Raw genomic sequence first — 14,472 nt, 5'->3', positions numbered from 1 at the left:
GGGGCCACTTCCTCATGTCGCCGACCACAGCGCAACGAACGTGGGTGACAACCGAGCTCACGGGATGTCAAGGTCAAGGTAGCTATCGGTGGCGGGGTGAGGCCATGGCAACTCGTCGTAGTCGGTCACTTGCCGCGCAATGTGGGCCTCGGCCTCTGCGACCACCTTCTCGACGTCATGTACGACGCCACCGTGAGTGCGCCGACGCCCATCATGCACCGTGTCCCACTTACTCTTCTTGCTCTGGCGGGTCGTCGCCCCCTGCTCTTTGCTGCCGAAGCCCTTGAGCTTGCTGTTCCAGACCGGCGTGTATCCGACGCGGAGCGCGTTCTCTCCCAGATCGGCGTGTACGTCAGGCAGCAGGAGGGCCCGGAACCGGAAGTCGGCGATCGGGAGGCCACCTTCCATGATCGACAAACGGTGTTGCTTGAGCCTGCTATGGAGGGGATACCGCTCCCGCACCCTCTCCCCGGTGGCGGTGTTACTGGAAAGGGCCTGCCCCGCGTAGACGGGGATCTGAAGGCTGGCGAGCGGGAGGTACAGGTCTACGCTCGCACCACGGTAGTAGAGGGCGTAGAGCCCGGAACCCTCGAACCTCGGGATCTCGTGAGTCATGGAGACCAGGGGTTGCCGCTCGAAGGTCTCACAGATGGTGTTCGCGATCTGCGCGGTCGACAGAGGGTCGAACGACGCGGGGGTGTACTCGGCGGGCATGGCTTCCTGATCGGTGATTGAGTGTCTGCGGGGGAGGTTCCGCTTGTACGGCTATGTTCGACTTCTGCGTTTTCTGGTCACTCGCCGGCGCGAAAGAGATCGTCCTGAGTGATCTCCTCGGGCGACGCCTCGGGCTCGGTCTCGACCACTCTGCCAGACCGGTAGTACCGCCAGGCGCTCTTGTACTCGTTCGGGGAGTCCGCGTACATGATCACGTACCCCATGAGGGCAGCGATCTGCCACGCCCCTGGAAGTGCCTCGGATACCAAATAGAACGCCTCGTCGGCGGACAGACCAGCCTGCGGCACAGTCAAGAAGGTCGCCTTCGAGCGTGGCGGCTCGGTGTATCGGAAGTTGTAGGGCAGTCCGTTCTTGAGCACCTTGAGAAAGGCGCTCAGCGCAATCTTCCCAGGCTCAAGGCCCTCGACGGGGCGATCCAGGTCGATCGGGTAGACGATGTCGAAGTGGTTCTTCTTTAGAACCGTACTGTCACGCTGACGCCCCGGGTCCTTATTGCCGAACCCGTTGTTGTTCCACGGTATGTTTCCCATTTCCTTGTGGTGGCTTATGAGTAGCTGCTCGGGAGCCAGGGCGGAGAAGTCTTCATCGACGTACAGGCAGGAGAAAGAAACATCGCGGAGGTCGATGTTGCGTCGACCCGAGAGCTTCCGCAGATGGTTGCCCAGTCGACTGGGCAGGGACTTATCAGCCTTGCCTACGTAGACGAACTCACCGTGAAGGTATAGCTGGTAGACGCCGGGCCGCTCGTCGAGGCTGGTGAGGTACTGCTGGGCGAGCGGAGCGCGACCGAGGTGCGTCAGCGCCTGGGCCAGTTGATCGCCAAGGGCCTTGGTGATGCTCAGTCGGAAGTCGTCGTGGTAGGTGCCACGGCCGTCTGACCTGGCCGCCTGCGTCATTCTCTTGGGCCCCTTCTGCCGCGTTGATCACCACGGACCCTATGGTCTTGCTCACTTATAGGCGACCCGTTCGAGTGGAAACCCGCCATGATCGCAAACTCCGCGGTATGGTTTCCCCATGGTTGACCTGCCTGAAGAAGCAAAGAAGCCGCGGACCAGCGTTGAACTGTTCGCGGGCGGGGGCGGCCTTGCCATGGCGGTCCACCAAGCGGGCTTCCGCCCACTCCTGTTCAACGAGTTCAACAACCGGGCCTGCGAGACGCTCATCGCGAGCGCGCGGAAGACTCTCGGCGTCGACGGCCTGGAGCGCACCGAGGAGAAGAATCCCAAGCCACCACAGCCGGGGCAGCCCGCCCCCCTCTATCCGGGGGACGTGCGTGACCTGGACCTGAGCGCCCTCCAGGGCGAGGTCGACGTCCTCGCCGGAGGCCCTCCGTGCCAGCCGTTCAGCGCTGGCGGGGCCGCCAAGGGCGACGAAGACAAGCGCAATATGTTCCCTGCCATGTTCAAGGCCGTGCGAGAAATGCGCCCGAAGGCAGTTATCTGCGAAAACGTCCGCGGACTGCTGCGACCGTCGTTCGCCGAGTACTTCCAATACATCCAGAACGAGCTGCGTCTTCCGTTTGAGGAGCGCGTCGATCGCGTCAGGTGGCAGGACCATAACGCCCACCTGACGCGCATTCTCGACCAACTGTCCGATAATGATAGTGACCCGGATCACTACAAGGTCGTGATGGTGCGGGTCAACGCCGCCAATTATGGAGTCCCGCAGGTACGCAACCGCGTCGTGATCGTGGCATTTCGGGCCGACCTCGGCGTGGACGTCGACGCCTTCGAAAAGTACGTCACGACGGAGAGGTTCTCGGAGGCCGCCCTGCACCGATCCATGCGCGACGAGGACGGCCCCTACTGGCAGCGCCACCCAGACGTAGAGGACCACGTTCGCGACCGAGTGCGAAAGCACCTCCCGAAGGTGATCAAGGAAGACGACTGCCAGCCATGGCGCACGTTGCGTGACGCCATCCAGGGCTACGGCACGGACGTGAAGCTCCCCGCGCTGCCCTCTGTCGACCTGGAACGCCTCCACGAGAAGTTCGACTTCGGCCGGGAGATCGACGTCGTCGGTCACATTGGATGGCCTGGAGCCCGCATCTACAAGGGGCACACCCCGAACGAACTCGACCGTCCCGCGAAGACCGTCAAGGCCGGCGTTCACGGCGTACCGGGTGGCGAGTCCGTGATGCGACTGGACGAGCGGGTGCCCGGCACCGACGGCTTGTACCGCTACATGACCGTGCGCGAGACCGCCCGGGTAATGACGTTCCCGGACGAATGGCACGGCTCAGGCCCCCGAGGCGAGCAAATGCGGCAGTTGGGCAACGCTGTTCCGGTCGTCCTCGGTGAGTTCTTCGCCAAGGCCGTCGCCGATGCCCTGTCTGCGGCGGGACACTAGAGTCATGCCGCAGACAGGGGGCGGGGGGCGCTGGAAGGACAGGTTGCCCCCGGAGCGCGCGTATAAGCGTCGAGCCGGTGCGGCCGCGCCAGCAGTCGAGCAAGACCACGCCTCCGGCGGCCGCAACCGACGCAACGTCGACCTAGGTGACGGGCGCCTCGCACGCGCCTCGATCACGCTCCGCTTGTACCGGAGCACACGGCGCATTCGCGCCTATCTTCGCTGGTCACAGGACGGCAAGACCGAGGAGAGGTATGTCTGCGAGGTCGAGTTCGACTCGCGCAAACAGAACCTGGCTGAGGCGTGGCGACAAGCACGAGCAAAGGGGCTTCTGGCGGAAGAAACACTGCCGCCCGAGTCAACCGCGTCGTCGCTCGAGGTGCGGGCCTCGATGCGCGGAAACCGCAGTAAGAACACCAGACCAGAGCTGCTGCTCCGCAGCCTGCTCCATGGTCGCGGCATGCGCTATAGGGTCGATACCCGGCCAATCGCCGACGTCCGGCGGAGAGCCGACCTTGTCTTCCCCGGCGACCGCGTCGCGGTATTCGTAGACGGCTGCTTCTGGCATGGCTGCCCGGACCACTACCGGCCTGCCACGAAGAACGCCGACTTCTGGCGGGACAAGATCAACGGCAACAAGGCGCGGGATACGGAGACCAACGAGACGCTGGCCGCGGCCGGCTGGACAGTCATCCGCGTTTGGGAGCACGACGACCTCAACCAGGCAGCGACTCGAATCGAGAACACTGTCCGGCGAAAGCGCGGCTCAGCGCACCTCGTCGCTACAGCGGGCGACCACTGATCAGGTCACTGACAGCGTCATCCAAACGGCGCAGGACGATCCTGCCGTCCCCATCGCTGTGAGCCAGCAATGTCTCACCGGGGTTGATACCAGCCTCAGCCAAGATGCTCATAGGCAGGGCAACCGTGCCGTCGGCGCCGACGGTGACTTCGGATGGGCTTCGAATCACCATCCCAGTCTTTCACGAGTGGTGGAGGTGGGATCGAGCCAAAGGAGCACTGCGGCGAGTGAGACAGCTTGCCGTGTGGTCTGAGCCGACGCGGGTGCAGGTGGCTGGGCGTCATCGTCCTCGGGAACACGAAGATCCTGGAGCCGCCGCGGAACGCGTCGCAAACCTGGTGCGTGAGAGGACCGCGGCCGCGACGGCCACCCGCTCCCCCGCCATCCGTGACCGGATCACCCCTGTTCACGATGATTCAATACTTTCATCCCTGTCCCGGTAGCCACACGATTCGCCGGAGTTCGCAAACTCCGGCCGGATTGTCAGTGGTCGCCTCTACCCTCGGGTTCGAACGCTCAACTCATCAGAGTCGGGCGGCTTCGCCGTGCCCACGCACGCCGCGGCCGTCATAACAGCGTCCCCACCCGTCAGGAGGGTTCCGCCGGAGTGAAGATCACCCCTTCCGCCCGCGTGCTCAGCATGCTGGGCGAGATCGATTTCGACGAGTGGCAGTGTGTGGCCGAACTCGTCGACAACCCCTTCGACGACTTTCTCGACGTCCTCCGCTCGGGGGTGGAGTGGGCCGACGGCTTCACGGTCAGCGTGACCCTGCCGTCGTCCCCGAAGGGAGTCCTGGAGGTCCGCGACACCGGGCGGGGCATGTCGTACGACCGGCTGGCGCGCGCGGTGCGGGCCGGCTGGTCCGGGAACGACATGCACGACAAGCTCGGTCTGTTCGGCATGGGCTTCAACATCTCGACCGCCCGCCTCGGCAGGCGCACCCGTGTCCTGACTACCCGCGCCGGCGACACGGAGTGGATCGGCGTCGAGATCGACCTCGACCAGATCAAGGACGACTTCGAAGCGAAGGACATCACCGAGCCGAAGGACAACCCGTCCCACCACGGCACGAGGATCATCGTCGACCGCCTGCAGCCGGCGCGCGCCGAGTGGCTGCGCCGCAACGGCGCCTCGCTCCGCAACACCCTGGGTTCGGTGTACTCGTGGATCCTGACTGAGCATCCCTTCGAGCTCTACGTCGGCGGGACCCAGGTCAAGCCGGTCCGCCACTGCCGTTGGGGCGACGACCGTTACGTGCTCTACAACGGCAAGGAGCGGGTCCCCGCCTATATCCCGATCAACGAGAAACTCCAGGACGGAATCGCCTGCCGGGACTGTGGGGAGTGGCAGATCGGTTCGGGTGAGATCTGCTCGGTCTGCGGCAGCGGCAACCTGGCCGTGCGCGAGCGCCGGATCCACGGCTGGCTCGGTGTCCAGCGCTACCTCGACAAGACCGAGTACGGGATCGACTTCCTGCGCAACGGCCGGAAGATCTTGCGCTGGGACAAGCAGCTCTTCACCTGGAACAATCCCGACGGCGTCGCGGGGAACGAAGAGCCTGAGTACCCGGTCGAGCTCGCTCACCAGGGCGGCCGCCTCATCGGTGAGATCCATCTCGACCACGTCCCCGTCACCTACCAGAAGGACGCCTTCGAGTACGGGGACCGCAGCTGGCTCACCGCCGTGGAATTGCTGCGCGGTGTGGCGCCGCTCCAGCCCCAGCGCGCCAGCAAGCTCGGCTACCCGGAGAACGAGAGCCCGTTGGCCCTGCTGTTCAAGGGCTTCCGCCGCAACGACGCGGGCCTGCGCTGCCTCGTCCCCGGCGACGGCAACAAGCCGATCCACGCGGATACTCGGGACTGGGGTCGGAAGTTCCGGGCGGGTGTCTCTGAGTTCCAGACAGACGAGCACTGGTGGCAGGCGGTCCTGCGGCACGAGGAGATCAAGAAGCGGGGCAAGGAAGCCAAGACGGCGGCCAGTGTGCCGACCCAGCCCGACGAACAGGCCGTCCTAGGCGCTCTCGGCCTTCCCGCCGACATCCCCGCCTCCGGCGCCGTTCGGCCTGAGACCGGTTCCAAGGCTGTCTCCACCGTGCCCGCCCAGACCGCCGTGGCGGTCAAGGAGAAGACGGAGACCCGCAGCGAGCGCCTGGGCCGGTACGAGAGCGCGGCGTCGCCGCACACCTACCTGAGTCGGTCATTCGGGCATCCCGAGCTCGGCTATGTGAAGGTGCGGACCCTGCTACTGAAGCCGGGCGAGCGGCTCCTCGACGACAACGGCCTACGCGTCCCGGTCCTCCTCGATCAGCGATCCGGCAACGAGCTAACCGCCCTCGTCGACCCCGAGCACGCCGCGTTCCAGCGGTTCGGCGCGGACTACGCTGACCTCCTCCTGGTCGAACTGGCCGCCGTCCTGAAGGTTCGGGCGCGCTCTGACTGGAGCCCTTCCCAACTCGTCGCCGCGATCCGCGCCGAGTCCCTGCAGGACAGCGCGCTCGACGGCACCACCGTCGGCGCGGAGGCCCGCGACCTCCTGGCGGAGATTCGCGAGCGTGTGGCCGATGTCCTCGACCGGAGCGGTGACTACACAACTGCTTACGGTCACCTCTCCGACGAGGAAAAGATCGCGACCGAGGAGGCGATGATCGCCGCCGGACGTGTCGGCCTCGTCGGCCGTCTCGGCCGGGACTCCGGGTTCGTCCACCACGTCCCCGCGCTGGCCCTGGTCCGGCTCGTCGAGGCGATGCCGGCCTCATTCATGGACGGAGCCGTCTTCCGTGGCCCGTACGCCGGGGTGTCCTCCCCGTCCGGGAAGGCTTTGAGCCTGGCCCGGGTCACGGGCTGCCTCGCGGACGTCGCGACGCTCGGCACCTTCGCAGGGGAGGCCACCGCGCCGCAGTTGCGGCGTGCCCGCCTGAGCATCGCCCTCCTGCGCGACGAACTGGCGGGTGAGGAGTGAGTGCCGCGTTCCTGACGGCCGCCGAACTTCGCGATGGCGGCCCGGAGGGACTGACCAAGGCGCTCGAACGGACTCTGTGGCACCTGGGATTCCACGACGTCCGCGTCATAGACGGCGCCCACGACCATGGCGCCGACCTGCTCGCGGTCCGCGACCGCGAGCAGTGGGTGTTCCAGAGCAAATGGAAGGCGCACGGCACGGCAGACCACGCGGGCGTCGACGACCTCGAACGCGCTCGCACCCACTACCGCGCCGACAAGGCCGTCCTGGTGACCAACACGAACATCACCGCGCCGGCCGAGGCACGACGCCGGGCGCTGGCGGGGATCGGCGTCGACATCACCCTGTGGCACGGAGCCACCCTGGACGCCATCGGCCAGAGGATGCCTGACCACGTACCCGCCCCCTACGCCCTGCGGCCGTACCAGGAGCAGGCCGTGGCCGCGATCGAGCGGGACCTCGACGCCGAAGGCACAGCGCTGCTGGTGCTGGCGACGGGGCTGGGTAAGACGGTCGTCGGCGGCGAGGTCATCGGCAATCTCCTCGTCTCGCGTCCGGACGCGCGCGTCCTGGTCGTCGCGCACATGCGCGACCTGGTCGGTCAGCTGGAGAAGGCGCTGTGGCGGCACCTCCCGAAGAGCGTTCCCACCCGCCTCCTCACCGGCGAGAGCAAGCCCCGGGCCCTCGACGGCGTCGTCGTCGCGACCGTCGAGTCGGCGCTGTCCGCCGTGCGCGCGGGTTACGAACCCGACCTCATCATGATCGACGAGACTCATCACGTGGCCGAGACCGGCAGGTTTGCGGAACTCCTCGATCTGTGCGGGACTGCGGGACGATTCGGAGTCACCGCCACCCCTTGGCGTGGCGACAAGTTCGACATCACCGCCCGCTTCGGCCACCCCAGCTTCAAAATGGGCATCGCCGAGGGCATGGCAGCGGGCTATCTATCGGCCGTCGACTACAAGCTGTACGCGGACGGTGTCGACTGGGATGCCGTACAGGACATCAGCCGTCACGGCTACTCCATCAAGGATCTGAACCGGCGCCTGTTCCTCCCCCAGCGGGATGAGGAGATCGTCGAGCACCTGCGGACGGCCTGGCGGGAGACCGCCGAGCCCCGCGCCATCGTCTTCTGTCAGACCATTGAGCACGCCGAGCACATGGCGGACCTCCTCGCCGTCGCGGATCCGGCATGGGCCAACGCCTCCCACCTGCACAGCGGTCTGCCGAAGCGTCACCGTGACGTCCTGCTCAACGAGTTCCGTCTCGGCCGCGTCCCGGTGATCACCTGCGTTGACGTGTTCAACGAAGGCGTCGACGTGCCCGATGTGAATCTGATCGCCTTCCTGCGCGTCACCCACAGCCGAAGGATCTTCGTGCAGCAGCTCGGCCGGGGGTTGCGCCTGAGCCCCGGCAAGAAGGCTTTGAAGGTCCTCGACTTCGTGACCGACATCCGCCGCGCCGCGGCGGTGCTGAACCTGCGTCGGACGCTGGAAGCCGAGGAGACCGAGCATCTGGAACTACCGCATGCCTCCCGGATCGAGTTCCAGGACGAGACGGTCGGCTCCCTGATGGACATGTGGATCCAGGACGCCGCCGACCTCGAGACCGCCGCGGACGAAGTCCGTCTCCAGTTCCCCCTGCCGAAAGGAATCCTGTGACCGACTACAAGATCCCGCCCGCCGTCGAGAAGGCCGTGGTCACACGGATCTACACCCAGGCAGACGAGGCCCGGTGGCCGCACCTCCAGGACGCGGACCGCACCCGCCTCTACCGGGAGTGGACGGAGGACCCGGAGATCGGCGGTCGCCTACTCGACTTCGTGGGGCAGCGGGCGAACATCCGCCCGTGGCTGAAGGACTGTCCTATGAAGGAGTACGAGCGGGCGCGGCGAGGGGAAGGCAAGTACGCCAAGTACGTGACGCGGCCGGCCGCGACGCTCGAGCAGATGGTGGCGGCGACCCTCGGCTCCGACTGGGAAGTCATTCCGGGGACCACCCAGCAGAAGCCGATGCGCGCGAGGATCCGCGAGGTCGGGATGGAGGACGAGGAGCGGCACTTCGTGGCCGGCACGGCGGCGAACCTCAAGCACCTCATGTGGCCGGCCATCCTCGATCGGTCCACCGGGGAGACCTGGCCCTGGATGATCTGCGTCGTCGATCCGTTCCGCGCCCCCGTGTCGCCCGAGAAGAAGGAGGAACACCGGCGCATGGCCGAGTTCCTTGGCGTGCGGGTCGTCTATTTCAACGAGATGTAGGGGGAACCGATGGGGGACGAGTGGTCGATGGGCGAGTGGCTGGTGAGGGCGTGGGAGACCGGGGTCTTCGACGAGCGTGAACAGGCCGTCGTCACAGGCCGGGCCGAGGGTCGGACGCTGGACGAGGTCGGAGTGACGCTTGGACTGAGCCGCGAGCGTGTGCGCCAGATCCGGAACAGGGCGCGGAAGCGGCTCGCGGACATGGCGGACGTCGTCCAGAACGGCTGGCGGGAGACGGTCCGCGCCGCAGGAGCGGGCCCGGCCGCCCCGCGAGAAGCCTTCGCCGCCGCGCTCGGGGTCGTCGATCACGTGGCGCTGGAGGAGCTGCTGGCCGCAGCGGGGCTGGACGCGCCGCGGACTTGGGCGGGGCCCCTGCGCGGCTGGTGGAGTGCCGACCCCGGCGCGCTGGGCGGCGCGCTGCGCCGTCTTGTCGACACCGCTCCCTTCCGCAGCGACGACCTTGGCCGGGCGGCCTCCGAGGCCGGACTGCCCGCAGGTCTCCCCTTGGCCTGGCTCCTGAGCCACTCCGAGTCGCGGCTCGATCTGAGCCCCGACGGGCACTGGGTCCGCCGCAAGGCGCGGGGGCGCGACGCCGCGTACCTGTGGCTGCTGGAGGCCGGGCGTCCTTGCCAGCCCGATGAGTTGCTCGCCCCGATGGCCACGACGACCGTCGCTGCCGTGCGGGAGGCGCTGCGTCGTGACGACCGGTTTCGGCAGAACCGCCCCGAGGGCACCTGGGCCCTCACCGAGTGGACGCACCTGCGTGCTTCCCCGTACGCCACGGCGGTGGAGGCGATGGTCGCAGTGGTCACCGAGTCGGGCCCCCTCTCCCGCGCACAGCTCTTCGCCCGGGTGACGGAGCTGTACCCGGTCACTCCGTGGCGTCTGACGCAGTGTCTGATCAGCGACCAGCTGGGCGAGACTCCCGACGGCCTCATCGACCTTGTCTCCCGCGGCGCCCGCCCTATCGAGGAGGGGGAACCGGCTCAACCCAACTCGATGGCCATCGAGGGCGACGTCCTAGGGGCGCGGATCCCCGTCACCCAAGACGTCCTACGCGGCAGCGGCATCAACGTAAACACCTGGCTGACCTGGCGACTCGGGCTCCGCCAGGCTCCCACGAGCCGCACGTTCACGACGGCCGGCGAACATCCGCCCCTCATCGTCCGCCGCCGCACCAGCAGCGCCCAGCTGTCCAGCCTCCGCCTCCACGCGCTCGAACTCGAGGTCGTACACGGCTGCGTACTCGCCGTCCTCCTCCGCCTCGACGACGACACCGCGCGCGTCGGTCACGGCTGCGCACCGGAGACCTGCCCAGCGCGGCGGGCGCGGGCCGCCGCACCGCCGACGGCGGTGAACGCCTGACGCGGCGTCGGCAACCCGGCTCAGCCTGAGGGCCGCTGGCCCAGCGCCACGTCCCGGCCCTGATGCCGCCGTCTCCTCCGAACAGAGCCGCCGTTACAAAAGCTCTCCTGCGCTGGAGGCGCTCCGGCGCCCGTGGGGTGCCTCGAGCGCAAGGCACCAGACGCACCACAGACCGATCAGCTACCTCAAATTGAGACTCCCGATACGAGGGGAACATGAATCGACTCGAACTGCGCAACGTAGAGCAGCAGCTCCGCGAATCACTGCAAGACACCTCCCTAAGTTGGGTGCTCGACGATGTCGACGCGGCAATCACCGCAGGAGTGCCTGAGGAGAAGATCCTCCGCCGACGCCAGCAGCGCCGCGGCGATGACTCCCCTGCCACGAGTCCGGCCGCGGCAGCGGCTCGATACGAGGTCGTGGACCGCAGCATGCTTGGCCTCGGCGAGTACGAGTCATCTCGCAAGGGAGGGACGCTGGTCATCGCCACGCGAGCCATGACAGACGCAGAGCGTGTACAGCTCCTCCTGGACGCGGTAAGGCGCGTGCTCGTCGACCTGCCTGAAATGGAACTGGAGGTGCTGAAGACGCTCCGCACCGAGCCCGAGGGCGACGCCGGCAGCCGGAGCATGGCTGAGGCGGTCGTGTTCGAGCCGGACGAAAATGCTCGATCGCGCCGTAGCCGAACGGAGTTCCGAGGAGATCGGATACCAGCTGAGCAACGTATCCGCGTCAGTCAACTGCTGGCCGACGTGACGAGGGAGGTTGTCAGTTGAGCACGGTCGATCACCTGGTCAACGAGATCAAGAGCCTTCTGGCTGCGGGGGCGGTGTCGTACGACTCCGCTTCGAAGCCGTCCGACGTCTACGAGGGCTTCATCTTCTCCCTGATCGTCGCCACTGCGAGTCGGCACGGTGCCACTGTCATCTACGAAGACGTCTACGGGGCGAAGGCCAGCAACCTTGTCTTCCGGACGGGGCCCGGGCACCTGTACAGCAACAGCCAGCCCTTCACCCACGCCGTGATCGAGTTCGACGGCGCTCCCGCCCTTGAAGTCCACCTCGGCGTCTACGTGACCGGCTCATCGGGCGTCCTGCACGAGTGCGACGTGCTGGTGCTGCCGGCCGAGGAAGCCGCCCTGAGCCGAGCACAGGGCATCGCACCACGAGGCAGTCAGAGCATCCTCATCATCGAGTGCAAGTACTACGTCTCCAACCTCGGCATCGGCCTCGCGCGGAACTTCGAGGGACTGCGCGCCGACATACGCACCCAGGACGAACTCTTCGTCGCCAACACCAGATCATCGAGCATCGTGCGGTACCTCGATGCCCGTAAGAGAGGCTTCGAGCCGGACGTGGTGCCCAACTCACCGCAGGCAGGCTATCTCCAGGCGGAGATCAGGAAGACCTTCAAGAGCTACCTGAGTAAGCACGCACCCTCAACGGTGATCTGAGCCCGCCGGTCGAGCGTCGCGCGCCAACGATTCCGCGAAAGCCGAGACGGTGGGACAAGCGGCCTCAGCTGCCATCGGCTGGGAGCCATCTGGGAGCCAACCCGCTCCCCAAGCCCCTTCGAGACCAGCCGAGACCATCTCAGCCCAACGCCCTGACCAGGCAAAACAGCAAACCACCCGGTGTCGATCACGCCCGAACCTCATTCGGGACGAAGAGGTCGTGGGTTCAAATCCCGCCACCCCGACAGTGAAGTACCAGATCAGGGGCCTGATCCGCAGTGCGGGTCGGGCCCTTGAGTGGTTTCTGGGGATCGTTCGAGAGAAGTGGTCCCGGAGAAGATCTTGGTCAGCTTCTCCCGGCGAGGCGGACGCGCAGTCGCGTGCCGTGACTCGCACCAGTGATCGTGACGGTACGCGCCCGCGAATCCAGGACGCCGGGGACCTGTCCATGCCGGACGGTGACGCGAGCGCAGGACCCTTTCTCGATGGCAGTACCGCTCACGTCAGCAGGTGATCGCCGTCGGCACCTCCGGCGTCCGAGCGGCGACGGGTGGCAGGGCGGGAAACCAAGGCGAGCCCGTTCGGCGTCTCGAAGGCGATGAAGGATGCCGGCACGAAAGAGGTAGGCCACAAAGGCCTGGCATCCGCACGTGACGACTTCGCCCACCGAGGGTGTGTCGTTGTCGTAGTTCGCCAACAAGGCCGCTGCAGAGTTCACCAAACTCGACCAAGACCGGAGAGGAAGGTCGGCCCAGCGGGTCCCCCTCGCGCACCGATCGCCTCGGGTGAAGCCGGAGTGCCGTTCACGACAGAGGTGCCGTGGCCGTCGCTGCGGAAGTTCGCGCAGTTCGCGTACATCGCTGAGCAGTACGGCTACCGCTACTCCGGCCTGGACCCGGAACTGCGGGATTCAGGCTCGCCGTTCTTCGTCTTCCGGCGCTTGCCGGACGCGCGCGAGCATGCCGCTCGTACGAGGGAGCGGTTTCCCGGCGCCCTGGGAGGTGGTCGGTTGCCGCGTATGCGCGCATGGCCTGTCCCCGTGCTGACGCTACCGACGGCACGGAGCGAGGTGAGGCTGCTGCATGCCCGGATCGCCGTCGACTACTACGGTGCGCTGGGGCGGCAGCCCGTGCGCCCGTGGCTCATCGGTGTTCCCGCCCTGTTCCTGCTCTTCCTGCTGGTGAACGGCGAGCTGCACGCGACGGGACTGCGTGTCGCAGTCGGCTTGGCCGCGGCACTGCTCATCGCGCTGGCCGCTTCCCGGGGCTTCACGCGCTGTCGCCGTGCGGCGCACGAGCGGCTGCTTGAGCGGTCCGGTGTCCGTTGGCCGCCTCCGTGACCGCGGTCTGTGTACCGAAGACAAAGGTCCGCCCGATGTGTGCGAGGCGCTCGCTGCAGGAGTCCAGAAGGTGGGCCGAGGGCGTTGCGATCGTGACGTACGCGCCCGACAGGGCCCGGTGGGCGGAACTCAGGGATTCGACGCCTTCTTGAGGTGGGGCGGAATCTTGTCCACGGATTCCGTGAAGACCTGCGCGGACTTGCCGGCCCAGATGCCGTCCGACGCTCCTGTCCTGCTCAAGCGGCTCTGCGCCGTGCCGCCGTCGCGGGTCACCCGGCCCATCGCCGATGCCGTCAGCTTCACGGCCTCCAGATCTCCCGGTGCCGGATCGAACCCGAGGTACGGGTACCTCGACGAACCCACCCGGCGGATGGACCGGGCCCTCGCTCTGTCTCAGCCGAGGCTCGCGAGCAGTTCGTCGCACGCCTGCTCGCAGCGTCGGCACGCTTCCGCGCACACCCGGCAGTGCTCGTGCATGTCGGCGTGGGTGGCGCACTCGTCGGCGCAGGCCTTGCAGACGGTGGCGCACGCCCGCAGCACGGCTCGCGTGATGTTGGCGTCGTAGCCCGTGTGGCGGGACAGGACGGACGCGGTGGCGTTGCAGACGTCGGCGCAGTCCATGTCCGTGCGGATGCACTTGGTGAGGTCGCCGACCATGCCCTCCGACAGGCAGGCGTCCGCGCAGGCGGTGCACGCCTGTGCGCAGGCGACGCATTCCTCGATGCACCTGGCCATGGCTTCCCGGTCCACCCCGCCCAGGTCGGCGGGATAGGTGCGGAGCATGTCGTTGACGGTGGTGGTCATGGCGGCTCTCCTCGCGTTCGGGCCGGTCGTTGCCTGCCGGGTATCACCGGGCCGCGCGCCGCAAACGGCCGGGCCGGCTCGATCGGTATGTACGTGCCCCCGGCACCCATCTCGCGCCTCGGATAACGGTCCGATCTCACTGGCTGGGACTTCCGCTGGTCACGGGCCGTGATGTGAGATAGGCCACTAAACGTTCGGCAAAGACGTGGTAGAACTGCGCAACCCCGCAGGTGAATCGGCTGGACGTCGTACTGCGGAAGGTCGGCCTGCACGCGCACCACAGCCCGGGACGATCACGGTCCGAAGCCGGGCCGTACGTACCGGTTCGCTCAACGGACAACGAAGTTCGCTCAGAGACCGCTCATCCGGCGAGAACCCCCAGCCCGCCACCCCCGCGTCATCGAGGTAG

Annotated in this window: 14 protein-coding genes; 9 read left to right on the top strand and 5 right to left on the bottom strand. The window is 67.0% G+C overall.

Annotated features, from left to right (window positions below; all coding sequences use genetic code 11):
- Positions 1–57 precede the first annotated feature (57 nt).
- Both ACFW47_RS11050 and ACFW47_RS11045 read right to left on the bottom strand, forming a co-directional pair.
- Entirely contained in the window at positions 58–714 is a 657-nt protein-coding gene (locus tag ACFW47_RS11050) for an Eco29kI family restriction endonuclease (protein WP_386305553.1), read from the bottom strand.
- 77 nt (positions 715–791) lie between these two features.
- Positions 792–1,631: an Eco29kI family restriction endonuclease gene (locus ACFW47_RS11045; RefSeq protein WP_386305552.1), complete on the bottom strand. Its 840-nt coding sequence runs from the start codon at positions 1,629–1,631 to the stop codon at positions 792–794.
- Between the two features lie 118 nt (positions 1,632–1,749).
- Between ACFW47_RS11045 and ACFW47_RS11040 the strand changes: the two genes are divergently transcribed.
- Both ACFW47_RS11040 and ACFW47_RS11035 read left to right on the top strand, forming a co-directional pair.
- Positions 1,750–3,084 carry a DNA cytosine methyltransferase gene (locus ACFW47_RS11040; protein ID WP_386305550.1) on the top strand — a complete coding sequence of 445 codons (1,335 nt, stop codon included), beginning with the start codon at positions 1,750–1,752 and terminating at the stop codon, positions 3,082–3,084.
- 4 nt (positions 3,085–3,088) lie between these two features.
- Complete coding sequence (locus ACFW47_RS11035; RefSeq protein ID WP_386305549.1) at positions 3,089–3,886, top strand: very short patch repair endonuclease; 798 nt, start codon at positions 3,089–3,091, stop codon at positions 3,884–3,886.
- Here ACFW47_RS11035 and ACFW47_RS11030 read toward each other — a convergent pair.
- Positions 3,867–4,058 carry an AbrB/MazE/SpoVT family DNA-binding domain-containing protein gene (locus ACFW47_RS11030; protein WP_386305548.1) on the bottom strand — a complete coding sequence of 64 codons (192 nt, stop codon included), beginning with the start codon at positions 4,056–4,058 and terminating at the stop codon, positions 3,867–3,869. The genes ACFW47_RS11035 and ACFW47_RS11030 overlap by 20 nt on opposite strands.
- A gap of 435 nt (positions 4,059–4,493) precedes the next feature.
- Between ACFW47_RS11030 and ACFW47_RS11025 the strand changes: the two genes are divergently transcribed.
- The 7 genes from ACFW47_RS11025 to ACFW47_RS10995 all read left to right on the top strand — a co-directional run bounded on the left by ACFW47_RS11025 (position 4,494) and on the right by ACFW47_RS10995 (position 13,259).
- Positions 4,494–6,845: an ATP-binding protein gene (locus tag ACFW47_RS11025; protein WP_386305546.1), complete on the top strand. Its 2,352-nt coding sequence runs from the start codon at positions 4,494–4,496 to the stop codon at positions 6,843–6,845.
- Positions 6,842–8,506, top strand: a complete 1,665-nt coding sequence (locus ACFW47_RS11020) for a DEAD/DEAH box helicase family protein (protein ID WP_386305545.1) — start codon at positions 6,842–6,844, stop codon at positions 8,504–8,506. The genes ACFW47_RS11025 and ACFW47_RS11020 overlap by 4 nt, the downstream gene beginning before the upstream one ends.
- Complete coding sequence (locus tag ACFW47_RS11015) at positions 8,503–9,102, top strand: hypothetical protein (protein WP_386305543.1); 600 nt, start codon at positions 8,503–8,505, stop codon at positions 9,100–9,102. The genes ACFW47_RS11020 and ACFW47_RS11015 overlap by 4 nt, the downstream gene beginning before the upstream one ends.
- Positions 9,103–9,111: 9 nt before the next feature.
- On the top strand, positions 9,112–10,467 hold the full coding sequence (locus tag ACFW47_RS11010; RefSeq protein WP_386305542.1) for a sigma factor-like helix-turn-helix DNA-binding protein: 1,356 nt from the start codon (positions 9,112–9,114) through the stop codon (positions 10,465–10,467).
- 215 nt (positions 10,468–10,682) lie between these two features.
- Positions 10,683–11,243, top strand: coding sequence for a hypothetical protein (locus ACFW47_RS11005; protein WP_386305541.1), 561 nt, complete (start codon positions 10,683–10,685; stop codon positions 11,241–11,243).
- Positions 11,240–11,920: a hypothetical protein gene (locus ACFW47_RS11000; protein ID WP_386305540.1), complete on the top strand. Its 681-nt coding sequence runs from the start codon at positions 11,240–11,242 to the stop codon at positions 11,918–11,920. The genes ACFW47_RS11005 and ACFW47_RS11000 overlap by 4 nt, the downstream gene beginning before the upstream one ends.
- Before the next feature lie 796 nt (positions 11,921–12,716).
- The gene (locus tag ACFW47_RS10995; RefSeq protein WP_386305539.1) at positions 12,717–13,259 is read left to right on the top strand and encodes a hypothetical protein; all 543 of its coding nucleotides are present in this window, start codon (positions 12,717–12,719) and stop codon (positions 13,257–13,259) included.
- A gap of 129 nt (positions 13,260–13,388) precedes the next feature.
- Here ACFW47_RS10995 and ACFW47_RS10990 read toward each other — a convergent pair whose 3' ends face one another.
- Positions 13,389–13,562, bottom strand: a complete 174-nt coding sequence (locus tag ACFW47_RS10990; protein WP_386305538.1) for a hypothetical protein — start codon at positions 13,560–13,562, stop codon at positions 13,389–13,391.
- 90 nt (positions 13,563–13,652) lie between these two features.
- Positions 13,653–14,063: a four-helix bundle copper-binding protein gene (locus ACFW47_RS10985; protein WP_386279655.1), complete on the bottom strand. Its 411-nt coding sequence runs from the start codon at positions 14,061–14,063 to the stop codon at positions 13,653–13,655.
- Positions 14,064–14,472 lie beyond the last annotated feature (409 nt).

The organism is Streptomyces sp. NPDC058796 (assembly GCF_042745235.1).
In the GTDB taxonomy this organism is placed as follows: domain Bacteria; phylum Actinomycetota; class Actinomycetes; order Streptomycetales; family Streptomycetaceae; genus Streptomyces.
This window is presented reverse-complemented; position numbering and strand designations above follow the sequence as displayed.